Here is a 23,579-nt window from a genome sequence, read left to right on the forward strand (position 1 = left end):
ACTCCCGACAACGCGTGAGGCTGAACGATGATCATGAACGAAGCTACGAGATGCTCACCACCAAACCATCGTACGCGGGCGCAATGCCGTCGGGCAATTCGGCAGCGAGCTCCGCATGCGAATTCTCGTGCGTGAGATGCGTGAGGAACGTGCGCTCGGCACCGATCTCCTGCGCCACCGTTACCGCCTCGGCGACGGACAGGTGCGTGGGATGCGAGTGACGCAGTAACGCATTGAGCACGAGGACACGAACGCCGACCAGCGCCGCGCGCGCGGTGTCCGGAAGCAGTTTTGCGTCGGTGATGTAGGCGATGTCTCCTACGCGATAGCCGACGACCGACGCACGCCCATGCGGCACCGCGATTGGCAGCACGTCGGTGCCATTCACAGTGAAGGGCACGCCGGGATGAATCGGCACGAGAGTGCCTTCGGGCCGCGTCGTGCCGGGCAACGGACGGAACTGTTCGTCCATGATGTAGGGGAAGCGCGCGCGCAACGTGTTCAGCGTGGCCGCTTCCCCGTACAGCGGGAGCGCCGTGGCGCGACGGATGGTGAAAGCGCGCAGGTCGTCGATGCCGTGGATGTGATCGGCGTGTTCGTGCGTGTAGAGCACCGCATCGATGTCGTCGATTCCAGCCGCTACGAGCTGCAGTCGCAGCTCAGGCGGCGTATCGATCAGCAAGCGCGTGCCGCTTCCCGTTTCGATCACGGCGCCGCAGCGCGTGCGTTTGTCACGTGGATCGGTGGAACGGCACACCGCACAGCCGCAACCGATTTGCGGCACGCCGAAGCTCGTGCCGGTTCCCAGAAAAGTGAGACGCACGGATGTGGTCAGCGACCGCACCCGTGCGCGACTCCGGCAGGCCGGATCACACCGTTTCGACCTTGAGCAGGTTGGTAGTTCCCGGCACGTCGAATGGCACGCCGGCCGTGACCAGTACGCGGTCACCCTTGGTGACGAGACTCATGTCGAGTGCTTCGCGCAAGGCCATGGCCACCATGTGATCGTATCCGCGCGCGGTGGGCACCAAGCGCGGCACGACACCCCAGACCAGCGATAGCTGGCGGCACACACGCGGCTCATCGGTGAGGGCGAGAATCGGCACACTCGGCCGATGCGACGAGACAATGCGCGCCGTAAATCCACTCTTCGTGAAGACCACGACGAGCGGAGACTCGAGCATGCGCACCGCGGCCACCGTTGCGGCGGCGATGGCCTCTTCGGTGTTCACACCACTGGTGGTGCGGCGGTCGGACCGATTGGCAATACCGGGACGCGGATGGGTCTCGATTTCCGTAATGATGCGACGCATCGCTTCGACCGCGAGACGCGGATAGTGACCGGCCGCCGTCTCGGCCGAAAGCATCACCGCATCAGTACCATCGAGGATGGCGTTGGCGACGTCGCTGGCTTCGGCGCGTGTGGGGCGCGGGTTGTCGATCATCGACTCGAGCATCTGCGTGGCCGTAATGACCGGGCGGCCCATGCGATTAGCGAGCGCGATAATGTCCTTCTGCGCGTTCGGCACCTGCTCGTACGGCAGTTCCACGCCGAGATCACCACGCGCCACCATCACCGCGTCGGTGGCCTTCATGATCTCTTCGATGTTTTGCAGCGCGATGTCCTTTTCGATCTTCGCGCAGATGAGCATCGACTTTGGAATCAGCTCACGCAGTTCTTCGATGTCCTGCGCCTTGCGTACGAAGCTGAGCGCCACGGCGTCGAGCTCGTGTTCCACGGCGAAGATGAGGTCGGCGCGATCTTTCTCGGTGAGCGAGGGGGCCGACACGGCGATGCCGGGGAGATTCATCCCCTTGTTGCTGGAGAGGAGTCCACCGTGCACGACCGTTGCCGTGACACGAGGCGCCTCGACCTTGGTGACGACCAGCTCGAAGAGCCCGTCGTTGATCAGGACGCGATTGCCCGGAGCGACGTCGTGACACAGATCGGCGTACGTGATCGGGATCTCGTCACCGGCGGCGATTTCCTCGGGCACCAGCACGACGGAGGTGCCGGGTTCGAGTTCGCGCTTTTCGGGGAGCACGCCGATGCGGATACGCGGCCCCTGCAGGTCACCCAGGATCGCCACCGGGCGGCCCAGTTGTTCCGCCACTTCGCGCACGGTCGCGATCGTACGGGCGTGCTGCTCGTGCGTTCCGTGCGAAAAGTTGATACGCGCGACGTCGAGTCCGGCCTCGATCAGCGCCCGCACGCCTTCGGCCGAACTGCTGGCTGGACCGAGCGTGCCCACGATTTTTGTGCGAGGCACGTGCACGCGATGGAACGTCGACGGGGCGGAGTCGCCTGTCGTCGAGGCGGCCGCGCGCTCAGGACCCGTGCGCGGGATCGTCAGGACATCATCAGAGGCTGGCAACAGCGGGGACTCCGGTGGAAGACGCAGCAGACGCAAGCGCGGCGCGTTTGCGATTCAGGCCCGACAATAGTGTAACGAACGAGTGCTCGAACGACGCCAGCCCCTCGGCGAGCAGCGTATCGGTCACCGCCTGCACTGACACGCCGTGCGATTCGAGCGCCGCGAGCACGCGCTCGGCGTCCATCAGGTTCTCCGTGACCGAGCCCCGGACTTCCCCATGATCGCGGAACGCTTCGAGCGTGGCCGGTGGCAGCGTGTTCACGGTGTTGGCGCCGATCAATTCTTCGACATAGATCACGTCGCGATAGGCGGCGTTCTTGGTGCTGGTGCTGGCCCACAGCGGGCGCTGCACCTGCGCCCCCTGCGCCGCGAGCGCCGTCCAGCGGGCACTCGAAAAGCTGGCGGTGAAGAGGCGATACGCAAGCTTCGCATTGGCGATTGCGGCGCGACCCTGCAGCGCGTTCAGCGTCTCGGCGGCGGCCGGATTGGCCGTGGCCATCGCCGCGAGCTGCCGGTCGATCGCGGAGTCCACGCGGCTAACGAAGAAGCTGGCCACCGACGCGATCCGCGCGACCGGCTTTCCAGCGGCGGCGCGGTCTTCGAGACCGGCTATGAACGCCTCGATAACGCGGGCGTGCGCGTCGATCGCGAAAAGCAGCGTGACGTTCACGTTGATACCGTCGGCGATGAGTTCACGGATCGCGTCGGCGCCCTCGGGCGTGCCCGGCACCTTAATCATGAGGTTCGGACGATCGACAATCTGCCAGAGGCGTCGAGCCTCGGCTACCGTGCCCGTCGTGTCGCGTGCCAGATCGGGCGACACTTCGAGCGACACATAGCCATCGATGGCGTCGGTGCGCTGATACACGACGCGGAAGGCATCACAGGCATCGCGCACGTCGGTCGTGGCGACCAGTTCGAACGCCTCACGATCGGATCGAGACCTGTCGAGCGTCGCGAGCTGTGCATCGTAGGCAACTCCCTCCGCGAGGGCCTTCTCGAAGATCGTCGGGTTAGAGGTCTGTCCCGTGAGCGCGTCCTCGCGAATTCGTCGCGACAGATCGCCGTTGGAGAGCATGGCCCGATCGATATAGTCGAGCCAGAGCGACTGCCCGGCCGCGTGCAGCGCGTGGAGACGAGTAGACATGGTATTGGATAAGGCGCGAACATAGAGTGACCGCACAACCATTCATGGTAATGTGCTACACCGCTCCCGGGCGAGGCCGTTGAGTATCTGATGTTCAATAGTCGTCGTTTTCTGTGCTGTCGGCCCATTCCGACTACCGAAATGCCACATTTCGATGAAACACTCCTCACCTCTGGTCGTATTCGTCCAGAGTGCCTCACCACCTTGCCCCCGACTCCATGCGCCTGTCCGCGTCCCGACGCCTGATCTCGCGCCCACGGCGCTTGGCGCCGTCTCTCCCGTTGGCGGCCCCCTTTTTGGTGGCGTCTCTTCTGGCGGCCTGCCGCGGCACGGTAGTGCCAACCATACCTGTTCAGACACCGAGCAAGACCGCTGGTGGGTCCGGTACGTCGGCTGCGCTGCCTCCCATGCCGGCCGCCTGCGGCCCGGCGGCGGGTACGGTGTCCACCTCGCTGGCTGCGATGCCGGTGGCGGACCCGTTGGTCACCTTCGACAGCGCGTGGAGCATCATCGGGCGCACGCACTGGGACACGACCTACCATGGCGTGAACTGGACGGCCGTGCGAGCTGAACTCCGCCCAAAGGCGGCGGCGGCCACGACGACCGGCCAGTTGCGGACGGTACTGTCGGACATGGTGGGCCGACTCAATCAGTCGCACTTTTCGATTATCCCGCGCGAGATCGCCGACGCCACGGGGAGTGGCTCCGCCAGTAGCTCCGGTGGTGCGCCGGCACCCGACCGGAGCGGCTCGATCGGCGCCGAGGTCCGCTATCTGGATCGCACGATTGTGATTGCCCAGCTCGATCGGGAGGGACCGGCGGCGCGGGCCGGCGTGCAGACCGGCTGGCGAGTGCAGTCGGTGAACGGGTGCCCGATGTCGGCGCGACTGGCCCGGATGCCGAAGGAGCCGGACTTCCGGCGGGAAGCGCTGACGGCCTACGCGATTGCCACGCAGGCGCTGGCCGGCGCGGTGGGAGACACCGCCACGGTAGTGTTCACGGATGGCCGCGGTACAGACCGGACGGTACGCCTGGCGCGCGCACCCGAGCCCGGTGCGGTGGCCAAGTTCGGCAACCTGCCCGCCATGAACGCGCAGCTCGCGTTCGAACGGGTGAAGTCGGCCGGCAAGACGGTGGGCATCATCCGCTTCAACATCTGGATGCCAATCTTGTCCCCGCAGTTCGACGCCGCGATCGACTCCTTGCGCGCGGCCGACGCCATCATTCTTGACCTCCGCGGCAACTTCGGCGGCGTGGGCGGTATGTCGATGGGGATTGCGGGCCATTTTCTGGACAGCACGCGCACCATCGGCACGATGGTACAGCGCGGCGCCACGCTCAAGTTTGTGGCCAATCCACGTCGGGTGGATACACGTGCTCGCGGCGTGTCACCGTTTGCAGGTCCGCTGGCGATCGTGGTGGACGAACTGTCGATTAGCACGACTGAGATCTTTGCCGGCGGAATGCAGGCCCTTGGCCGGGCGCGGGTTTTCGGGGTACAAACCGCGGGACAGGCCTTGCCGTCAGTGCCCGAGCGGCTGCCCAATGGCGATATCCTGTATCATGCCATTGCCGACTTTTTGAACCCGTTCGGCCAGCCGCTGGAAGGGGCCGGTGTGACGCCGGATCGCGTGGTCCCGCTCACGCGCGAGGCGCTGTTGGCGAGGCGCGATCCGGCGTTGGACGCGGCGATTACGTGGGCGACGATGCGAAGGGAAAAGCAGTAAGGAGTCGGGAGTACGGAGGTATCGCTCGCGTTGGACTCAACTGGTTGGTCATTCACCTCTCGTTTTTGGAGATGCTACACATGAAGGCACTTCGTGCGTTTGCGGTCGCGGCGGCGGCCCTGCTGTTGTCCTCGGGCTCTCTTTCGGCGCAAGCGTCGCCGGCGGCCTGGCCGGCGGCGGCGGACGTGATCGCAAAGTACGTGGCCGCCATCGGGGGCAAGGATGCGATCATGAAGATCACGTCGCTCAAGCAAACGTCCACGATGCAGGTACCGGCGGTTGGGCTCACGGCCGAAGTCGAGGCGTATCAGGCGGCGCCCAACAAGATGGCCACCAAGAGCACCATTCCGGGTGTCGGCGAGATGCTGCAAGGCACGAACGGCGAGATTGCGTGGGATGCAAATCCTATGCAGGGACCGCGTCTCCTGAGTGACAAGGAACTGGCGCAAACGCTTGAGGGCGCCGATTTCTACGGCAATATGCTCTACCCCGTGGACCGCTTCTCCAAGATGGAGAATCTCGGCGTGGTCGACTTCAACGGCGAAAAGAGCTATAAACTCAAACTCGTCCGCAAGGAGTCGGGACGCGAGACGACGCAGTACTTCTCCGTCGCCACGGGACTGATCGTGGGCGCCGAGACGGTGCAGGAGTCGCAGATGGGGACGATGCAGGTCTCGTCGACGCTCTCCGACTACAAGGAGTTCGGTGGCGTGAAGTTCCCGACGAAGACCGAGGTGAGCATGGGCGCGAACAAGTTGCTCATGACGATCACCAACGTGGTGATCAACGGGGCGCCAGCCAGCGCTTTTGACATTCCGGATGCCGTCAAGCCGTTGATCAAGAAGTGACGGAGTACGTCCGGGGGCGGTCGTTTTGTTGACTTCCCCCGATCGCCTCCGAGATTGAGGCACTGTGCGCGCCCTCCTGTCCCATCCCCGAGCGGGGCTGACATTGCTCGAACTTCTGGTGGTGCTCGTGATTCTCGCGATCACCACCGCGATTGTGCCGTTGGCGTGGCGGTCACCGCGCGCCGCCGAAGGGAGCGCGCTCGACGGGCTGACACAGACGGCGCGGCGTGAAGCGATCCGTCGCGGCGAAGAGTTACGCCTGCGGGTGGACGCCGACGGCAGCTGGGTTCTGGCGGCCCGCGACGGCACCGACATCATCGAAACCGGACATAGTGCGGCGCCCGATGAGCCGGTCTCGATACGGGTCGATGCCCTCGGCACCTGCCGCCCCGGCAGCGACATCGCGGGTTCCGGCGTGTCGTTCGACATGCTCAGGTGCCGCTCCGTCCCGACACATTCCGTAACCGATCGAGTGTCACGGTGACGCTCCTCGAGTCGCTCATCGCCAGCCTCTTGCTCGCGGTCACCGCCGTCGTGTGTCTTGATGCGACCCGCGGCGCGGCCGCCCTGCAGCAAAAGAGTGCAGCGTGGACGCAGGCCGTGTCGCGCGCCGAGTCGGAACTGGCGACGGTAAGTAGTGGCGGACTGGCGTCGAACACCACGCGCATCGCGCGCCATCCGTGGCGCGACGGCCTCGAATTGATCGAGGTGGATGTCCCGATGACAGGCGGTGCGAGTTTTCGGCTCACGCGTCTCGTGGAGCGCATCCCGTGATGCGCCGGTGCCGCGGATTCACCCTGCTGGAAGTGATCGTCGCGATCACGGTGACCGGCCTCGCGCTCACGACGGCGGGTATGGCATTGTCGTCCGCGCGCAGTACCGTCGCGCGCATTGTAACGCACGAAGCGCGCACCGAATCCGACAGTCGCGTTCGTGCCCTGCTCACCGACATGCTGCGCCATGCACCGGCGGCCGAGCAGGTCGATGAACCGTTGCTAGTCGTCGAGCGTGCTGGGGGGTCGCCGGTGCTGCGCTTCCTGTCGAACGGCGTCCGCGAACCGTACGGTACCGGTGGGATCTGGGTGGTGGAGGTCGCCGTACGCGACTCGGTGCTCGAGGTGCGCGCCACACCAACCGGTCCTGACCGCGAGTCGACGTCGCTCACCGCTACACTCTCCGCAGTGAGCGGGTTCGAAGTGCGCGTTCTGGACCATGCGTCGGCGCTGGAATCGCCGACCTGGCGCGCCGACTGGCCGATCGCGCAGGACCGTCCCCGCGCCATTGAACTCACGTGGCAGCTTCCGTCGAGCGCGGCGCCCATACCGCTGCGCGTGCTGCTCGCGCCATTGGAGCGGCCGCGCTCATGACCGCGACTCATCGTCAGCAAATTCGGCGCGGCGCGCGTAGTGGCGCGAGACGCGGCGCAAGTGACAGGACAAGTCGTGGCGCGGCACTGGTCGTCGCGCTGGTCACCATCGCGGTTCTCGCCAGCGTGACCGCGATCGCGAGCAGCCGCGCGCGTCAGGCGGCAGCGGTGGTGGACAACCGACGGTCGCAAGTCACGGCGAGGGCGATGGCCGAGAGTGGCGTGCTGGCAGCTCGATCGCGCATTGAAGTGGAGCTCCGTGACGCGGGGGCCGACTCGGCACGCGTCGACCGCGTCTTCGATGCACTGACCTCGGGCAGCGGGGCGCTCGTGCAGGACACGCTCATCGACGGTGTCTTCGCGACGGCCGTGGTCGACGTCAGCGCGCGGCTCGACGTGAACGCGGCCGGTGCCGAGGGATGGCAACAGCTGTTGGCGACCGTGGCGCCACCCGCTGACGCACGGCGGGTAGCGGCGGCGATCGAGTCCCGCGTGCACGGAGCGGCATTGGGATCGTCGTTGGCCTACGACGCGGGACAGCGGCAGCGCTGGCAGCGTGATTCGGTCGCCGCGACGATGCTAGGGCGCGAGCCGACGTCACGCGCTCTGCGGCCATTCACGTCGCTCGACGAGCTACTCACGGTGCCGGGAATGAAAGCGGAATGGCTCGATGCCATCGCCACCGATCTCACCGTTGATGGCGACGGTCGCGTGAATCGACGCACCGCGTCGCGGCGGGTGCTGGCGTCGGCCACCGGCACGCTGGTGGATCGACCGTCACGGCTGCTACTGATCTCGCGCGGCTGGCGGCTCGGGCACGTGCTGACCCGCGAGATTCAGGCGGTGTTCGACGTGAACGGCACGGAGCTACGGCTCGTGCGGTGGCGGGAGCAGGATCGATGAGCCGCGCGGTGTGTCTCTTGCTGGAACCGGACGCAGTGTACGCGCTGGCTCGTGAGGGCGCAGGCGGTGCGTCGCGCGTGCCGTGGCATCCCGAGGCACCAGGGCCTCTGGTGGATGCGCTGCGGGCGGTGTTCGGCGCGCCGACGTCGTTAGTGGTGATCGTTGGACTCGCGTTTCTGGAGATCGCGGAGCCGGCGCTTCCACCGGTCCCGAACGATGTCCGCGTACGCATGCTCCAGCGCGACAGCGACCGCTACTTCGCGCTCGGCGAGTCGGCGGCCGTGGCCACCGATGGCGGTATCGCGTTCGCGATGCCGAGCGCGTTGCTGGCGTCGTGGATCGACGCGCTGTCAGCGTGGAGTCCGGTAGAGGCGGTGGTGACGGTGGGCGAAGCGGCCGCGGGAGCCGGGCATGACGGTCGATGGGCGGTGCCCGCCGGGCCGGGCGCTACCGGGCAGCTCACCATTCGCGACGGCCGGGTGCACGAGGCCCGACGAGCGCGTGGCAGCGTGTCGGACACCGCGCGCCAGCTGATGATCACGGACCTCGCGGGCGGTGCCTGGCGGGCCTCGGCGGGCGCGCTCGACCGGCAGCTGCTTGACGCCTCGATGCGCGCGCGCCGGCAGCGGCAGCGTACCCGACGCTGGTGGCAATCGGCAGCGGTCGCGGCGGCCGCGCTCGTGCTGCTGGCGTGGAGTGTGGATCGCTGGCGCGAGCGGCAGCTGGTCGGCTTGCAGCGTGACGCCCAGTTGTTGGAGGTGTCGACCGCCGGCGCCCGCGCCGCGCAGGAACGATTGGTGCGCGCAGTCCAGGAGCACTCCGCGATCGCGGAGGCAGATCGTCGCGCTGCACTTCCCGATGCGCCACCGGCCGTGCTGGCACGACTCGGTGGCCTGCTCCCTCGCGACGCGTTCATTCAGCGACTCGAGTGGAACGGTACCGAGTGGCGCATCGACGGAAGCGTGAATGATGCGGCGGCCTTGGTGCCACTGCTCGACGCCGACGCCCAGTTCGTCGCGGTACGCGCGGCAGCTCCCAGTCTGCGCTATCTCGAGAACGGACGATCGCGTAGCTCCTTCTCAATCGTCTTCCGGACGGCCAGCGAGCCGGCCGCGGCACGAGGTGCCCGATGACCATGTTGCGGGCGCCGTCGCGGGAGCGCCGGGTGGTAATGGGCGGCCTTGTCGTGCTCGCGCTCTCGCTGCTGGTCACGTATGGCCTATTGCCGGCCGTCGCGCGATGGCGCGACCGTGAGCGCCAGCTCAATCGCGTCCACGCGCAGGTGGCGCACCTGAAGGGCATGCAACAGCACGCCAGCGAGCTGGAAGTTGCGGCGTCGTCACGAGAAGTGCTGCTGGCTGGCGGCGCGCGCCGCGTGATTCACGCACGGTCCCCTGCATTGGGAGCTAGCGCGCTGCAAGCGCTGCTGCAGGGCGCGGCCGATGCGAGCGGTCTGGTGGTCGATCGGGTGGACATCGGGCCCGACCTCACGAGCGACGGCGACCTGACGGCCAGCTTGTCGGCCTACGGTGACATTCACGGACTTGCCTCCCTGCTCGCGCAGCTGGCCAACGCGCCGCGCATCACCGCGGTGGAACGACTCACCGTGCAGATCAATTCGGCGTTACGTGGCGCACCCGACGTGCTGCGCGTGACGCTTGAGGTCCGCGCCCCCATGGTGATGGAATGAGCGCGAGACGCGACTGGCGCGGGTACCGTGTGCTGGACGCCTTCGCCGTGGTGTGCGCGGTGCTCACCGTCATCATGCTGGTGTGGCCGGCGACCACGATTGTAGTGCCCGCCGAGATACGCCTGCCGCCCACGGGTGGCGCGTCATCGCTGGCGTCGAGCAACACCGGAGCGACGATCGAATCTGTGCGCTACGAGATTGTACGCACCAACGCCTTCAGCGCCAGTCGGAAAGCTCCGACGGCGCGCTTTGTGGCGCCGGGATCCGAGCCCACACCGCCGATGCCGTCGACGCTCGACGCGGGTGCTGGTGCCTTCGCGCCGGCGGATGTCGGTGCCGGGCCGCGGCTGTTCGGGATCGTGTCAGTTGACGGTTCGCTCCGCGCGCTGCTGCAGGCACGTTCGGCGAGCGAGCCGCCGCGTCTGCTTGGGGTGGGCGAATCATCCGGCGGTGTGCGCGTGGTGCGCATCGGCCGTGATCGCGTCGTGATTTCAAGTTCCAGCGGGACACGCACTCTGCGTCTGTCCCGCGTCGTGCCGGATTCCAGCGAGAACGAGCCGTGAACGTCTTACCGCTTCCCCGAACCTGGCGCTTCACCGCGTTCGGCGTCCTGCTTGGTCCTGTGGCATTGTCACTCGGAAACCACGCTCTGCAGGCGCAGACGCAGCGGCCAGCGAAAGCACCGGTTTCGGCGTTGCGCGCGACCACGCTCGATTTCGCCAACGCGCGATTGGCCGACGTGATCCGCACGTTGGCCACGATGCTGGGACGCACCGTGTTGATGAGCGACATACCGGATGTTCGCGTGACCTTCGCCACACCGACACCGCTCAACACCGCGGAGCTCGAGCGCATTCTCGAGTCGCTGCTGGAATCGCACGAATTGATGCTGGTGCCTAGTGGCACGGTAGCGCAGGTGCTGCCAAGCGCGAAGGCACCGGCCACCGGGTCATTGCGTACCGGCTTCACTTTTCCCGACCCGCCGCCGCTAGGTCTGGTCACGCAGTTGGTGCCGCTGCAATCGATTCGCGCCGACGAGGGGGCAGATGCACTGCGCGCGCTGATGGGCAAAGGGGCGCGTATCGAAACGATCGCGCGCTCGAACGCACTGCTGATCACCGATCGCGGCGCGAACGTGGCGCGATATCTCGAGCTGCTGCGCACGCTCGACGCCGCACCGGCGGGCGAGTCGGGACTTCGCACCTACGTCGTGAATCTGAAGTATGCCTCCGCCGACGACTTGGCCGGTGCGCTGGGGCAGTTGTATGGCGCGCAGGTCGCGAACACCGGTGGCGGCTCGCTGGCCGATCGTTCGCTGTCACGCGCGCTCGATTCGTTCCGAGCTCGCGAGGCGGAGACCTTCCGCACGCGGAACTCGGGTGGGATGAGTGGTGCCAACGCAATCACGCAGCAGATGGGCGCTTCGCAAGCCGCCACACCGCGGGATTCCGCGTCGGGCTTGCTGGTGGGGCGCACGACCATCGTGGCCAATGCGCCCACCAACGCGTTGGTCATTCGCACCGCACCACCGAACTATCCATTGCTGCGCGAAACGATCGACGCGCTCGACACGCGTCCGTCGCAGGTGCTGTTCGAGGTGACGGTGGCGGAGATCGCGCTGGGCCGCGGTTCCGAGTTCGGCGTAGACTGGTCGGCCGTGAATCGCGGCGGCGACGTGCAGGCGCAGTTCGGCAACCCGGAGATCCCTGATACCGGTTCCACCTCCGCCTTATTGCGCCTGGTCCGGTTGGATGGCACGGGCGTGCGCGCAATGCTTCGAGCAATCGCATCCACCAGCGAGGTGCGAGTGCTGTCCACACCGGAGATTATCGCCGCCAACAATCGGGAAGCGTCGATCCTGGTAGGGAGCAAGGTGCCGTTCGTGGCATCCACACGGCTGGGCAACGACATCTCGATCGACCGCGCGATTCAGTATCAGGATGTGGGCACGAAGTTGTCGATCATTCCGACCATCAACGACGACGGCTACATCTCGGTGCAGCTGCTGCAGGAGGTGAGTTCGCTCACGTCGCAAACCGTGGCGGCGGCCCAGAGCGCCCCCGTGATTTCCACCCGCGAAGCATCGACGCGCGCCATTCTGCGCGATGGGCAGACGGTCGTGATCGCGGGCCTGATCGGCGAGACGCGTCAGACCCAGGAACAGGGGATTCCGCTACTCATGGACATTCCGTTCTTGGGGGCGCTGTTCAGGCGGCAGTCCAGCACGCGTCAGCGCACGGAGCTCGCGATCTTCGTGACGCCGTATCTCGTGCGCTCCGACGCCGATGCCGATGCGATTCGTGAGCGGGTGAAGAAGCGCCTGGAAGATCGGTCGCCGGGCGCGCTCGACGGCACGCCGCTTACCCGGAAGCCACCCGCATGAGTGGCGATGCCCGTGACTTGCGGGCGGCGGCGGCCGGTGCGCTGGCGGGGCGAGTGCCGGCGCGGTGGCTGGAGGAGCACGCCGTGTTGCCGCTCGACCTGGAGAACGGCACGCTGCTGGTGGCGGCCGATGGCGTGATCGCCGCCGCCGTGCAGGATGCATTGGAGCGCGCCTTCGACGCCGACGTGCGCGTGGTGCCGTTTGGCGCCGGCGACATCCGGGCCGCGATTCTGTCGGCGCCGCGCGTGGCGCCGACCGCTGCGGTCACCGCGATCGGCGGCGGTGCGTTGCTTCGCGGCGAGCTGCTTCGCGGCGAGCTCACCGAATCGCTGGACGATTTGCGAGCGCTGGCCTCGCGCGAACCGGTGATTCAGGTGGTGAACGCCATGCTGGCCGAAGCGTCACGCGCCGGTGCCAGCGATGTCCACGTGGAATCGCGCCCTGATGGCTTGCGGGTGCGCATGCGGCTCGACGGCGTGTTGCGTGACGCCCAGCAGCTTGGCGCCGAGTTCCGCACGGCCGTCATCTCGCGGCTGAAGGTACTGGCGGGTCTCGACATTGCCGAACGACGCCTGCCGCAAGACGGTCGCGCTCGCGTGCGGGTGGGCGACCGAGAACTCGACATACGCATTTCCACGCTGCCCGCCTTGCACGGCGAGAGCATGGTGTTGCGCTTGCTCGATGGCGGGCACGCCGAGCAACCCTCGTCGCTGGAAGCGCTGGGGCTCAGTGCCGATGTCCTCGCGCAATGGCGTACCCTACTGCGACGCCCATCGGGCTTGCTGTTGGTGAGTGGTCCGACCGGGTCGGGCAAGACGACCACGCTGTACGCGGCGCTGCGCGAACGCAGCACGCCCGGCGTGAAGGTGGTCACGGTGGAAGACCCGGTGGAGTACCGTCTGGACGGCGTCGTGCAGTTGCCCGTGAACGCGCGGGCGGGATTCGGATTTCCGAACGCGTTGCGCGCCATTCTCCGACACGATCCCGACGTGATCCTGGTGGGCGAACTGCGCGACGCGGAGACGGCGGATATTGCGGTGCAGGCCGCGCTGACGGGCCACCTGGTGTTGAGTACCGTGCACACCACCGATGCCACCGCAGCGCTGGCGCGATTGCAGGAGATGGGCGTGCCTCCTTACCTGCTGAGTGCGACGCTACAAGGAGTGCTGGCGCAGCGGTTGGTCCGTCGGGTGTGTGCCCACTGCGGGGCGTGGCGCGCGCTCACGGAGCAGGAGCGGGTGCGCACCGCCGAGTCTCGCGTGCCGATCACCCGGTTGCGCGAAGGCGTAGGCTGTGCGCCCTGCGCCGGTACTGGATTCCGAGGTCGCGTGGCCATCGCCGAGCTGCTCGTGCTCGACGATGGCCTGCGCGGTGCGTTCACGAACGGCGCGTCGCTGGTGGAACTGCGGTCGATGGTTCGGACCCGCGGCGTTTGCTCGTTGCGCGACGACGGCTGGCGCGGTGTGGCCGCCGGCGACACCACGATCGACGAAGTGGACCGCATGGTGAGCGAGGACGACAGCGCGTGACTGGCCGCCCGACGGCGTCGGCGGGTACGACGCGATGGCGTTATCAGGCGGTCGATGCTCAGGGCGCGATGACGCGCGGCGAGGTCGACGCAGCTACGGTGGAGGCGGCGGTCGATCTTTTGCGCCGACGCGCCTTGTGGGTGATCGAACTCGAACCCACGGGCGCGACCGCGGCGCTGACGGCAACGGGGGCCACGGCAACGGGGGCCACGGCAACGGGGGCCACGGCAGCGGGGGGTGCGTCATCGACGGCTTCGGCCGTGGGGACGCCCGCGAGTTTGCTGGATCGCCTCGTGCGCCGCACCACGGATGGCAACGAGTCGCTGGCGATGCTGACGCGGTCGGTTGCCACCCTATTGGAGGCGGGAGTACCGCTCGAACGCGCCTTGGCCTTCGCCGCCTCGGGGGAGACGGACCCGCGCTGGCAACGAATCTTTGGCGGGCTGCGGGAGGCCGTGACACGCGGCGAGTCGCTGTCCGAAGCGGCGGCTCGCGTGGAGGAACTTCCACGCGCGTATGCCCCTTTGCTGGCCGCTGCCGAGGCGTCGGGGAGCATGGCGGACACCGTCGCCCGTTTGGCCGACGATCTCGAACAGGAGGGTCGGCTCCGCTCCCGCGTACGCGCGGCGTTGGTGTACCCCACACTCTTGGCGATCGCGTCGACCGTGGGCACGCTGGTCATTCTGGTGGTGGTCGTGCCGCGTTTCGCCGACTTGATCGCCGGCGCCGGCGGCACGGTGCCGGCCAGCACGCGGATGCTGATCGGTCTGAGTGCCCTGCTCTCCCGTTTTGGCTGGCTGCTGGTGGCGGCGTTCGTGGTGGCCGGTACAGCCGGGCGCCAGTCGCTGCAGGATGCGGCGCGGCGCCGGCGCTGGCATGCCGCCCGCTTGCACTGGCCGCTGGTCGGTCGCTTCGAACGTGAGCACGCCGCCGCCAACTATCTCGGCACGCTGGCGATGGCCCTCGAGTCTGGCGTGCCTTTGCTGCGCGCGATGTCCCTGGCGCGCGGGACCGTGGGCAACGACGACCTCGCCGAGCGGCTGTCCCGCGCCGAGGTGATCGTGCGCGACGGCGGCTCGGTAGCGCAGGCCCTAGCCGGGTCCTTGACTCCACTGGCGACGAGACTGCTTGAAGCCGGCGAACAGGGCGGAGCGCTGGCGCCGTTGGCCCGTCGCGCCGCGACGACGGCGAGCGATCAGGTCCAGCGGGTGATCACGAGTGCCGTCGCGCTGATCGAGCCGGTGATGATCCTCGGCTTCGGCGGCGTGGTCGGGTTCGTAGCCCTCGCACTGCTGCAGGCGATCTACGGCATTAACGCCAGCAGCTTTTGAGCGTCTGGAAAGAGGGGACAGGCGTCACCACCTGGGCCAGCAATCACTCCATGGTCGCCGACGGCGCCAACCGGATGCAGTCTTAGCAGGTTTCGGCGTTGACAGCGGAGCCCTCAATCCCGAGCATTTAGGCAGGTACGTGTGCGCGGCCACGAAGCAGAGTCTCCCCAGTCGCCCTTTCCGCAAACTGACATGCCGACGAACGACGTTGAAAATCCGGAACCAGTGAGCGATGCCGCGACCGTAAACGACAGCCGTCCGAGTCGTCGCCGATTCTTTACGCTCGGCGCAGCGGCGGCGGCCGGACTCGCCGCGGCCCAGACCCTCGAGGCGCAGCGCCCGAAGAGCCGCGGCAGCAGTCCGTTTCCAAATGGGCAGTCGGCGAGCAACGCGGCGGATCCGTCGGCAGCCTGGAGCGATCCGGTACTCCGCCTTGTCCGTCGTATCACGATGGGAGTGAACCCAGAGGAAGTCGCCCTCGCGCGTCGACTGGGGTACGCCGGCTACCTCGACTACCAACTTCGTGCCACCGACATCGACGACAGCGCGATCGAGGCGATCATCGCCGCGCGCCTCCCGATGACGCAGATGGTGTCCGCGACGCTAGCGACTCAGGATGGCAATGAAGTCGCCAATCAGCTCGCCGACGCCACGTGGTATCGCGCCGCGTTTTCGAAAGCGCAATTGCGAGAACGCATGGTGGAGTTTTGGACCGACCATTTCACGATCAGTCTGAACAAGGTCGGGTACCTGAAACTGATCGACGATCGCGACGTGATCCGTGTCAACGCGATGCGGACGTTTCCCGAGCTGTTGCGCGCCACCGCGCAGAGCGGCGCGATGCTGGTGTATCTCGACCAGAATCGCAGCCGCACGCCGACGCCGAATCAGAACTACGCACGCGAAATCATGGAGCTGCACACACTGGGTGTGAGCGGTGGCTACTCGCAGACCGACGTGGCGGAGCTGTCGCGCATTCTCACCGGGTGGACCACCGCCGGGGCCGGCATCTTCTCGTTCAATCGCAACTTCCACGATCGGAACGCCAAGACGTTTCTCGGCCGGGCGTTCCCAGCGATGCTGGCCACGGCGACCGACGTGCAGATGAAGGCCGAAGGTGACACCGCGATTCAGATGCTCATCGAGCATCCGAGCACGGCCGCCTACATTTCGCTCAAGATGGCGCGCTGGCTGCTGGCCTACGAGCCGCCGCAGGCGGTCGTGGATGCGACGGCCGCGACGTATCTGTCCACGGGCGGCGACATCACGGCGATGATCCGCACGATTCTGTCGGGCAAGAACCTGTTGGCGGCACCGGCCAAGTACAAGCGTCCCTTCCACCTCGGTATTTCGGCGCTGCGCGGCATGGGGGCCACGATCAACAACATCCGATCGGCACGTCAGCGCGCCGACCAGATGGGGATGCCGGTGTTTCAGTGGGAACAGCCCAACGGGTATCCAGATCGTGTGGACTGGTGGAGCGGACTCGTGATCACGCGCTGGTCGTACATGCAGTATCTGTCGACGCAAACCAGCGCGACGACGACGCGCGTGGATTCGGCACTGTTCCGGGTGCCCGACACGACCGATGGGGTGGTGGCGCAGATCGCCACCCGCATGTTCGGCGGCGAGCTTCCGCCGGCGCTGCGCACGCAGCTGATCGCGTATCTGGGTGGCGGTACCTACAGTGATGCACGGGTGCGCGAAACGATTTCACTCGCCGGCAGTGCGCAGGAGTACCAGTGGTTCTGATGCCCTCTTTTCACGTGAGCCGAGTCGCCACATGAGTGCTGAATCGACAGAAGACGGGTGCCAGGAATACCAGCAGCTGGCGCGTCGCGATTTCCTGACGCTGGCCGGTGGGGTGGGCGTAAGCGCCCTGCTGCCGACATGGCTTCCCAAGGTCGTGCTGGCGCAAACGTCGAACGGCAGCCGCGACATCATCGTTTCCGTGTTCCTCAGCGGCGGCACCGACGGAATGTCCATGGTCGTGCCGTTCGGTGACCCGGACTATTACACGGGCCGTCCGAACATCGCGATCGCCCGTCCCGATGCCGCAGGCACGGGTCCAAAGGCGGTCGCACTCGACGACTTCTTCGGCTTTTCGCCCGGCATGGCGCCATTGATGCCGGCGTACAGCAACGGCGACTTGCTGGTGGCCCACGCGACCGGCTCCGTCGACAACTCGCGCTCGCATTTCGATGCGCAGCGATACATGGAGCTCGGCAAGCCGCGGGACCCACGCATCACGGGTGGCTGGCTTGGTCGACATCTCGCGACCAGCACACCGCTGCGGAGCGATGCTCCGCTGCGCGCGCTCAGCTTCACGTCGGGCCTGCCGCAGACGTTGTCGGGCGGACCGAAGACCCTACCTATCCCGAATCCCACCAACTTCTCGATCGGTGGCAATGCGACGACGTCCACCGCGCGGGCGCAGTGGCTGTCGGCGAATCACAGCGGCACGGTGAATCCAGTGGCGGACAACGCACTGGATGCCACGAACACGATTGCGCTGTTGCAGCGGATCAACTTCACCGGCTACGCGCCGGTGAATGGCGCCGTCTATCCGACCAGCGGATTGGGTCAGGCACTGCGTTCAACCGCCGCGCTGATCAAGGCCGATGTCGGCGTCGAGGCGGTGCACGCGTTCAGCGGTGGCTGGGACACGCACGCCACGCAAGGACCGATAGCGACGCTCGACGGTGGCTTCATGCATATAAGGATGCTCGATCTCGCGAACGCCCTCGCTGCCTTCCACGCCGACCTCATTCAGGGCACCACGTCGTACGGCGTGACCGTGGTGGTGATCTCCGAGTTCGGTCGTAATGCGCGCGAGAACGGGAACCGCGGCACCGACCATGGTCGCGGCAACGTCGCCTTCGCGATGGGCAAGAAGATCAACGGTGGTCGCGTGCTTACCAACGGCTGGCCCGGACTGGCGCGAGAGAATCTCGAGAATGGTCAGGATCTTCGCGTCACGCTCGATCACCGCGATATTCTCGCCGAGATCGTGCAGAACCGACTTGGCAACAGCAACCTGTCGGTGGTGTTCCCCGACTTTACGCCACGCTTCCGCAACGTTACCAAGGCGTAGCGTCGTGCCACCCGCGTCGCGCGAGTAGACGATGCACCAAGGGCGCACCCGACGGTCGGGTGCGCCCTTGGTGCATGGTGCGCGTGAATCCGCACGCGCCCTACGGACTCACGATCACCGTACCGTCCATGCCCGGATGCAGCGTGCACTTGAACGGAAACACACCGACCGACGGGAACGTGCGGGAGACCGTGACATTACTGGTGGTATTGATGTCCGTCGGGGATCCCGCGAGCCGCGGATCCCAGATCACGTTGTGCGCTAACGCGGGGAAGATGAACCGCACCGTGCCGCCCTGCTTTACCACCGTCTCGACGGGGCTGAAGGTGAGCCCTGGCATAACCACATCGGCGGAGATCGGTGCGTTGGGAATACTGTTCACGGTCAACTGCACGCTGCCGGTTTTTGGTACGGCGCCGTCGGCGACCGAGGCCTGCAGACTGACGGTCCCCACGCCCACCCCGGTCACGACACCGGCCGATGTAACCGTCGCGATCGATGAGTTGCCGGTGCTCCACGTGACAACGCGGGTGCCGAGTGCCACGGTGCCGCCGACTGCGTCGCGGCCGCTAATGCTGGCCTGCGTGAGCTGACCCAACGGGATGGTGCGATCTTGCGCGCTCACGACGATGGTGGCGAGCACGCCCGCGCCCGACGCAACCGTGACATCGAGCGTGCCGCTCACGGCACCCACGGTCGCACGAATGGTCGCCGACCCGACAGCAACACCGGTCACGATTCCCGACGCGTTCACCGACGCGATGCTCGGTGCCGTGGACGTCCACACCGGCTGTGCATTGCTCACCACGTCGCCACCCGACGTTCGCGCCACTGCCGAAAATTGCACGGTTTGCAACGGCGTGAGCGCCGTCGTGGCGGCCGACAGATCCACACGTGACACGACGGCCGCGGGTGGCGGAGGGCCGCCGGCCGTACTGTCTCCACATGCCCCGAGCAGCGTCACGCCGGCGAACGCGCCCCAGCGCGTAAGTCTCCTGACGATGGTCGTCATCGAAGCGATCGCGTTGCGGTCCGCGCCTTCGGCTCGGCGACCAGCGCGAGCCACTGACCATTCGGACTCACGGCCAAACGCGTGATGTTCGTGAGCTGCGCGAAGGCGAGATCGCCCAACGCGTTCCACGCCGCGGCGCCCCGCCGCCACTGCATCAACTGGGTGCCACTGCCCACGAGCAGTGTCGTGCTGTCCACCCAAGCCACGTCTTCGCTGCCCGTCGGCAACGCGATCAAGGTGTCGACCCGACGTGAGGCGGGATCGAGTCGCATCACGTACCACGCGGCGGCGCCCTTCTGCACGTAGCTCACGTGCGCGGTACCGGGAATGCGATGCAACGAACGTCCTACGTTGCTGGCAATCTCGTCGCCGGTGGTGAGTTCACGGCCCGCACCCGTACGCGCCAGTCGCAGCGTGGCGGGCGCACCGAGCACAAACATCGCCCACGTGCTGTCATCGGCTTGTGCGAAGTACCCGACCGGCTTGATGGCTGGGAAAAGCACCCTCGGCGCCGAGCCATCGGTGGGAAATTGCGCGAGCCGCTGGGTGGAGTCGGCCTCCACGCGAATTACCGTGATCGATTGTCCATCGAGCGTCGGCATGGCTGAGTATTCGCTCTCCGGCTTCGTGGCACGAAGCGGGCCGGTGAGTCCTGTGCTGACGTCGTGGACGTAAATGTCGCTCTGTCCGTCGCCGCGGTTCGACGTGAAGAATAACGCTCGCGAATCGCGCGCGAAGGCCGGCTGGTTATCGTACCCGGTGCGGCGCGACACGTTGACCGGCACGCCGATCTTGAGCGCGTCCCCTCGTCCCGCGAGCGGCAGCAGAAATACGTCAGGATCGGGCGGCGCGGGTCTGGCGGTCAGACCAGCGGTCGAACCGGCAGTGGTAACTTGCGCGACCGCGCGGGACGGCACCGCCACGCCGAGCGTGCAGAACAGTGTCGGCGCGACGGACCAGCGACGAAACAACGGGACAGAATTCATACGAAGCGAAGGGAAAAGAGGGCGCACGTCACCAACGCCAGAGTGATCTCCGAAAGCTACGGACTGACCGTTGCGTCCGCATAGCGCGAGGCGCTAGCCTCCGTACACCATGGGGCCTTCTTCGCACCGCTCTCGCTTCTTCCCGACGATGCTTCGCGTGCTGACTCGTACGCTTCCTTGCGGACTTTCTCGCAGCGCGATGCTGGCTGTGCTTACCTCCACGCTCGTCGCAGTGGGCGCGTGCCGAGACAGCGGACCGACGGCAGTCACGCCACCGCCGGGTGGCGGCACGTCGATCCGCAGCCTGATTGCTTCGCCAGCGTCGGTGAACCTGCAAGCCGGTCAGCAGCGTAGCATCGCCCTGGAGGCGCGCGATAGCACAGGACAATTGGTCGCCAACCCACAGATCGCGTGGCGGAGCGATGCGCCGGCGACGGCTACGGTTGACGCGTCGGGTGTGATCCGCGCGGTCGCGCCCGGTTCGGCGAAGATCACGGCCACGTCGGGCTCGCTTATCGCGCTCGTGCAGGTCGGGGTGAGCGGGTCGGCGCCCGGCATCGCCCAATGGCGCCTCGCGCGCCCCGGGTTCTCCGACGTCACCATTCTCGGTCTCTGGGATGACGGCGCGGGGAGCAGCTACGCGGTGGGACAGAACGGCATCATGCTGCGGTCGCGCACGAGCGGTCCGTGGGAAGTGATCTCGCTCAACACCACCGAAACCTTGACTGGCGTGTGGGGCTCGTCGCCCACGGATATCTGGATCGTCGGGGCCGGCGGCGTGCTGTATCATGGCGATGGGGTGAGCTTCGCGCCGGTCTCGAGCGGCACCACGGTAACGCTGCTCGAAGTCTGGGGACTCGCCGCCAACGACGTGTTCATCGCCGGCGATCGCGGGACGATCTTGCATTTCGATGGCACGACGTGGAGCCCGCAGCCCACCCCCGTGACCGAAGATCTGTGGGGCATCTGGGGTGCGAACGGCACGAACGTGTTCGTCGTCGGCAACAATGGCGTGATCCTGCGTTCGAACGGCACGAGCTGGCAGCGCATGTCCGTGCCGACCGCGAATCCGCTCTTCGATGTGTGGGGCACGAGTGTGGGTAACGTCTTCGCCGTTGGCATTTTTGGCACCATTCTGCGATTCGACGGCGTGCAGTGGAGTGCGGTGACGGCACCGGGGCGCGCGAATTTGTTTGCCCTGCGCGGTCGCGCGTTCAACGATATCTACGCGGTGGGCAACGGTGGCGCGACGTATCACTTCGACGGCGTTACGTGGCGCGCGCTGTCGATCGGGTCGGGACAGAACCTGCGGGCCATCGCGCCGCGTGGCGACGGCACGTTGCGGCTGGCCGGATGGTGGGGCACCGTGGTCACATTGCGTGGTACCGGCGCTGCCGCCACTGCCACCACCGAGTTATCCGACCCTGCCCTGCTCTCGGTGTACGGAGCAAGTAGTAGCGCCGGTAGCAACGCCGGCGGCGGTGCGATGTTCGCCGTGGGCTTCGGCGGCGCCGTCTATCGTCGCGCCGGTACATCGTGGCTGCAGGAACCGGTGCCGTCGGTGAATGATCTGTACGGCATAAGCGGAAACTCACCGACCGACATTGTCGCGGTTGGCGACACCGGGTCGGTGCTTCGATTCAACGGCATCGCCTGGTCACGCGAATCGGCCCCGACCACCTTTCTGCTGCGCGCCGTGTGGAGTGGCAGCGGCCAGCATGTCATCGTGGGCGAGAGCGGGACCATTCTTCGCTCCAATGGCACGGGCTGGACTCCACAGCAGAGTGGCACGCAGCGATTTCTGCGCGGGGTCTGGGGCAGCGATCCCGCGAACGTGTACGCCGTGGGCGACGCTGGGACCGTACTTCGCTTTGACGGCGGCCGATGGCAGTCGTTGATCGTGCCGTCCACCAGCCGACTGCGCGCCGTCTGGGGTACCAGCGCCACGGACGTGTTTGTGGTGGGCGATTCGGGAACGGCGCTGCGGTACGACGGCGTGGCATGGGAGCGATTCCCGGCGCCGACAACTCGCGACCTGCGCACACTCTGGGGTCGCAGTCCAACCGAAGTCTACGCCGCCGGCGACAGCGGCACGGTACTCCGCTTCACCGGCGCAGGGTGGCAAACGCTGACCACCCCGGCTCGCGGCTTCATCTACGCCATGTCCGGCATCCCCAACACGTCGGGGCTCGCGCTCGTAGGCGAAGGGGCGCGTATCGTGGAAGGACAGCCGTAAGCGTATCGCCTACCGCGACTCGCGATACAGCTGAATGTGACGCACGTGATGATCGCCGTGCCACGCGTACAGCGCGACCAACTGATCGAGCGTCATCGGGCCGGTCTCCGGGTGCACGAGCGTTCGCGCGAACTGTGCGGGCTCGAGTGACTGCAGCACCGCGACCAGCCGTTCATGAATGGCGGTGAACATCGTCAGCGAGACGAGCGGAGACACGAGCTCGCTGTCGGCCAGCGCCACCCATGCATCCTGATCGTACGGTTTGATGGTTGGCTCGTGCTCGGTCAAGGCCAGCTTCACACGGATGTAGGCGTTGGCGTGACTGTCGGCCATGTGATGCACCAGCTGCCGAACGGTCCATCCACCTGGACGATACGGCGCCGCATAATCGGCCGAATCGAGACCGCTTATGGCCGCCGATAGATTGGCGGGCTGCTCGGCGATTCGCCTGATGTACGCGGCGCGCTGCTCGACGGAACATGCCGCCTGTCGCTGAAAACGACCGATAGGATAGCGATGAGCGTCGGTAGCGACGTCAGGCGTGCCGGACATTGAGAGACTCCGATGGAAGGCGGAAATAGACACAGCGCGTCCACACCGTGGACAGTGCGAAAACTATCCACGGTGCGAACCCGGTGCGACGGTGCAGCCGCCATGCCGACGTTACATCGAGGTCACGGTCCTCGATCACTCGGCTCAGTTAACCGAGCGACGCCCGACAATGCTGCGGTACACAAACAGCAACGCAATAGCGCCCACGACGGCGGCGATGAGTCCAGCGGCTTCGCCGGGTTCATACCAGCCGACGGTCCGACCCAGAAAGGTGCCGAGCAGAGCGCCGGCCACGCCGAGGAGCATGGTGATGATGAGGCCGCCCGGATCACGGCCCGGCATGATCGCCTTGGCGAGTGCGCCAGCAATCAGCCCGATGATAGCAGTCCACAACAGTGAC

At 66.5% G+C, this 23,579-nt stretch carries 22 protein-coding genes; 15 read left to right on the forward strand and 7 right to left on the reverse strand.

Annotation, left to right across the window (positions count from 1 at the left end; genetic code table 11):
• Positions 1-43 precede the first annotated feature (43 nt).
• From ACLL97_RS11300 to tal, 3 genes are read right to left on the reverse strand one after another with little or no spacing between them, the layout of a single operon-like run.
• Positions 44-823, reverse strand: a complete 780-nt coding sequence (locus ACLL97_RS11300; RefSeq protein ID WP_411280575.1) for an MBL fold metallo-hydrolase — start codon at positions 821-823, stop codon at positions 44-46.
• Positions 824-869: 46 nt separating this feature from the next.
• Positions 870-2,375 carry a pyruvate kinase gene (gene pyk, locus ACLL97_RS11305; protein ID WP_411280576.1) on the reverse strand — a complete coding sequence of 502 codons (1,506 nt, stop codon included), beginning with the start codon at positions 2,373-2,375 and terminating at the stop codon, positions 870-872.
• A complete protein-coding gene (gene tal / locus ACLL97_RS11310; RefSeq protein WP_411280577.1) occupies positions 2,362-3,522 on the reverse strand; it encodes a transaldolase in 1,161 nt (386 codons plus the stop codon). The genes pyk and tal overlap by 14 nt, the downstream gene beginning before the upstream one ends.
• A 299-nt stretch (positions 3,523-3,821) precedes the next feature.
• Here tal and ACLL97_RS11315 point away from each other — a divergent pair, with 299 nt between their 5' ends.
• The 14 genes from ACLL97_RS11315 (at position 3,822) to ACLL97_RS11380 (ending at position 18,393) form a co-directional block, all read left to right on the forward strand.
• Positions 3,822-5,249, forward strand: a complete 1,428-nt coding sequence (locus ACLL97_RS11315; RefSeq protein WP_411280578.1) for a S41 family peptidase — start codon at positions 3,822-3,824, stop codon at positions 5,247-5,249.
• An 80-nt stretch (positions 5,250-5,329) separates the two neighbouring features.
• Entirely contained in the window at positions 5,330-6,097 is a 768-nt protein-coding gene (locus tag ACLL97_RS11320) for a hypothetical protein (protein ID WP_411280579.1), read from the forward strand.
• Between the two features lie 64 nt (positions 6,098-6,161).
• A complete protein-coding gene (locus ACLL97_RS11325; RefSeq protein ID WP_411280580.1) occupies positions 6,162-6,581 on the forward strand; it encodes a prepilin-type N-terminal cleavage/methylation domain-containing protein in 420 nt (139 codons plus the stop codon).
• Positions 6,578-6,871, forward strand: a complete 294-nt coding sequence (locus ACLL97_RS11330; protein ID WP_411280581.1) for a hypothetical protein — start codon at positions 6,578-6,580, stop codon at positions 6,869-6,871. Before ACLL97_RS11325 ends, ACLL97_RS11330 begins: the two co-directional genes overlap by 4 nt.
• Positions 6,871-7,464, forward strand: coding sequence for a type II secretion system protein J (locus tag ACLL97_RS11335; protein ID WP_411280598.1), 594 nt, complete (start codon positions 6,871-6,873; stop codon positions 7,462-7,464). The genes ACLL97_RS11330 and ACLL97_RS11335 overlap by 1 nt, the downstream gene beginning before the upstream one ends.
• Complete coding sequence (locus ACLL97_RS11340) at positions 7,461-8,366, forward strand: hypothetical protein (RefSeq protein ID WP_411280582.1); 906 nt, start codon at positions 7,461-7,463, stop codon at positions 8,364-8,366. Before ACLL97_RS11335 ends, ACLL97_RS11340 begins: the two co-directional genes overlap by 4 nt.
• Positions 8,363-9,499 (forward strand): PilN domain-containing protein, encoded by a 1,137-nt coding sequence (locus ACLL97_RS11345; RefSeq protein WP_411280583.1) that lies wholly within the window; start codon positions 8,363-8,365, stop codon positions 9,497-9,499. Before ACLL97_RS11340 ends, ACLL97_RS11345 begins: the two co-directional genes overlap by 4 nt.
• Complete coding sequence (locus tag ACLL97_RS11350; RefSeq protein WP_411280584.1) at positions 9,496-10,056, forward strand: GspMb/PilO family protein; 561 nt, start codon at positions 9,496-9,498, stop codon at positions 10,054-10,056. The genes ACLL97_RS11345 and ACLL97_RS11350 overlap by 4 nt, the downstream gene beginning before the upstream one ends.
• Complete coding sequence (locus ACLL97_RS11355; RefSeq protein ID WP_411280585.1) at positions 10,053-10,619, forward strand: hypothetical protein; 567 nt, start codon at positions 10,053-10,055, stop codon at positions 10,617-10,619. Before ACLL97_RS11350 ends, ACLL97_RS11355 begins: the two co-directional genes overlap by 4 nt.
• Positions 10,616-12,439 carry a secretin N-terminal domain-containing protein gene (locus ACLL97_RS11360; RefSeq protein WP_411280586.1) on the forward strand — a complete coding sequence of 608 codons (1,824 nt, stop codon included), beginning with the start codon at positions 10,616-10,618 and terminating at the stop codon, positions 12,437-12,439. The genes ACLL97_RS11355 and ACLL97_RS11360 overlap by 4 nt, the downstream gene beginning before the upstream one ends.
• A complete protein-coding gene (locus ACLL97_RS11365; RefSeq protein ID WP_411280587.1) occupies positions 12,436-13,968 on the forward strand; it encodes a GspE/PulE family protein in 1,533 nt (510 codons plus the stop codon). The genes ACLL97_RS11360 and ACLL97_RS11365 overlap by 4 nt, the downstream gene beginning before the upstream one ends.
• Positions 13,965-15,299: a type II secretion system F family protein gene (locus tag ACLL97_RS11370; protein ID WP_411280588.1), complete on the forward strand. Its 1,335-nt coding sequence runs from the start codon at positions 13,965-13,967 to the stop codon at positions 15,297-15,299. Before ACLL97_RS11365 ends, ACLL97_RS11370 begins: the two co-directional genes overlap by 4 nt.
• 192 nt (positions 15,300-15,491) lie before the next feature.
• Complete coding sequence (locus ACLL97_RS11375; protein WP_411280589.1) at positions 15,492-17,051, forward strand: DUF1800 domain-containing protein; 1,560 nt, start codon at positions 15,492-15,494, stop codon at positions 17,049-17,051.
• A gap of 31 nt (positions 17,052-17,082) precedes the next feature.
• Positions 17,083-18,393 carry a DUF1501 domain-containing protein gene (locus tag ACLL97_RS11380; protein WP_411280590.1) on the forward strand — a complete coding sequence of 437 codons (1,311 nt, stop codon included), beginning with the start codon at positions 17,083-17,085 and terminating at the stop codon, positions 18,391-18,393.
• Between the two features lie 100 nt (positions 18,394-18,493).
• Here ACLL97_RS11380 and ACLL97_RS11385 read toward each other — a convergent pair whose 3' ends face one another.
• Both ACLL97_RS11385 and ACLL97_RS11390 read right to left on the reverse strand, forming a co-directional pair.
• A complete protein-coding gene (locus tag ACLL97_RS11385) occupies positions 18,494-19,405 on the reverse strand; it encodes an Ig-like domain-containing protein (RefSeq protein WP_411280591.1) in 912 nt (303 codons plus the stop codon).
• Positions 19,402-20,391, reverse strand: coding sequence for a TolB family protein (locus ACLL97_RS11390; RefSeq protein ID WP_411280592.1), 990 nt, complete (start codon positions 20,389-20,391; stop codon positions 19,402-19,404). Before ACLL97_RS11390 ends, ACLL97_RS11385 begins: the two co-directional genes overlap by 4 nt.
• 199 nt (positions 20,392-20,590) lie before the next feature.
• Between ACLL97_RS11390 and ACLL97_RS11395 the strand changes: the two genes are divergently transcribed.
• Positions 20,591-22,627, forward strand: a complete 2,037-nt coding sequence (locus ACLL97_RS11395; RefSeq protein ID WP_411280593.1) for an Ig-like domain-containing protein — start codon at positions 20,591-20,593, stop codon at positions 22,625-22,627.
• Between the two features lie 9 nt (positions 22,628-22,636).
• Here the strand turns inward: ACLL97_RS11395 and ACLL97_RS11400 are convergent, their stop codons facing one another.
• Entirely contained in the window at positions 22,637-23,179 is a 543-nt protein-coding gene (locus ACLL97_RS11400; protein WP_411280594.1) for a YfiT family bacillithiol transferase, read from the reverse strand.
• A gap of 144 nt (positions 23,180-23,323) precedes the next feature.
• Positions 23,324-23,579: GlsB/YeaQ/YmgE family stress response membrane protein (locus tag ACLL97_RS11405; RefSeq protein ID WP_411280595.1), on the reverse strand; the 256-nt coding region annotated here is incomplete at its 5' end.

The sequence above is a fragment of the Gemmatimonas sp. genome, assembly GCF_046594945.1.
Lineage (GTDB): Bacteria > Gemmatimonadota > Gemmatimonadetes > Gemmatimonadales > Gemmatimonadaceae > Gemmatimonas.

What these genes read in the sequence shown, in the direction of transcription:
- tal (WP_411280577.1), bottom strand. Translation starts at nt 3,522, where the DNA reads ATGTCTACTCGTCTCCACGCGCTGCACGCGGCCGGGCAGTCGCTCTGG.
- ACLL97_RS11320 (WP_411280579.1), top strand. Translation starts at nt 5,330, where the DNA reads ATGAAGGCACTTCGTGCGTTTGCGGTCGCGGCGGCGGCCCTGCTGTTG.
- ACLL97_RS11335 (WP_411280598.1), top strand. Translation starts at nt 6,871, where the DNA reads ATGCGCCGGTGCCGCGGATTCACCCTGCTGGAAGTGATCGTCGCGATC.
- ACLL97_RS11340 (WP_411280582.1), top strand. Translation starts at nt 7,461, where the DNA reads ATGACCGCGACTCATCGTCAGCAAATTCGGCGCGGCGCGCGTAGTGGC.
- ACLL97_RS11345 (WP_411280583.1), top strand. Translation starts at nt 8,363, where the DNA reads ATGAGCCGCGCGGTGTGTCTCTTGCTGGAACCGGACGCAGTGTACGCG.
- ACLL97_RS11350 (WP_411280584.1), top strand. Translation starts at nt 9,496, where the DNA reads ATGACCATGTTGCGGGCGCCGTCGCGGGAGCGCCGGGTGGTAATGGGC.
- ACLL97_RS11355 (WP_411280585.1), top strand. Translation starts at nt 10,053, where the DNA reads ATGAGCGCGAGACGCGACTGGCGCGGGTACCGTGTGCTGGACGCCTTC.
- ACLL97_RS11365 (WP_411280587.1), top strand. Translation starts at nt 12,436, where the DNA reads ATGAGTGGCGATGCCCGTGACTTGCGGGCGGCGGCGGCCGGTGCGCTG.
- ACLL97_RS11375 (WP_411280589.1), top strand. Translation starts at nt 15,492, where the DNA reads ATGCCGACGAACGACGTTGAAAATCCGGAACCAGTGAGCGATGCCGCG.
- ACLL97_RS11380 (WP_411280590.1), top strand. Translation starts at nt 17,083, where the DNA reads ATGAGTGCTGAATCGACAGAAGACGGGTGCCAGGAATACCAGCAGCTG.
- ACLL97_RS11385 (WP_411280591.1), bottom strand. Translation starts at nt 19,405, where the DNA reads ATGACGACCATCGTCAGGAGACTTACGCGCTGGGGCGCGTTCGCCGGC.
- ACLL97_RS11390 (WP_411280592.1), bottom strand. Translation starts at nt 20,391, where the DNA reads ATGAATTCTGTCCCGTTGTTTCGTCGCTGGTCCGTCGCGCCGACACTG.
- ACLL97_RS11395 (WP_411280593.1), top strand. Translation starts at nt 20,591, where the DNA reads ATGCTGGCTGTGCTTACCTCCACGCTCGTCGCAGTGGGCGCGTGCCGA.
- ACLL97_RS11400 (WP_411280594.1), bottom strand. Translation starts at nt 23,179, where the DNA reads ATGTCCGGCACGCCTGACGTCGCTACCGACGCTCATCGCTATCCTATC.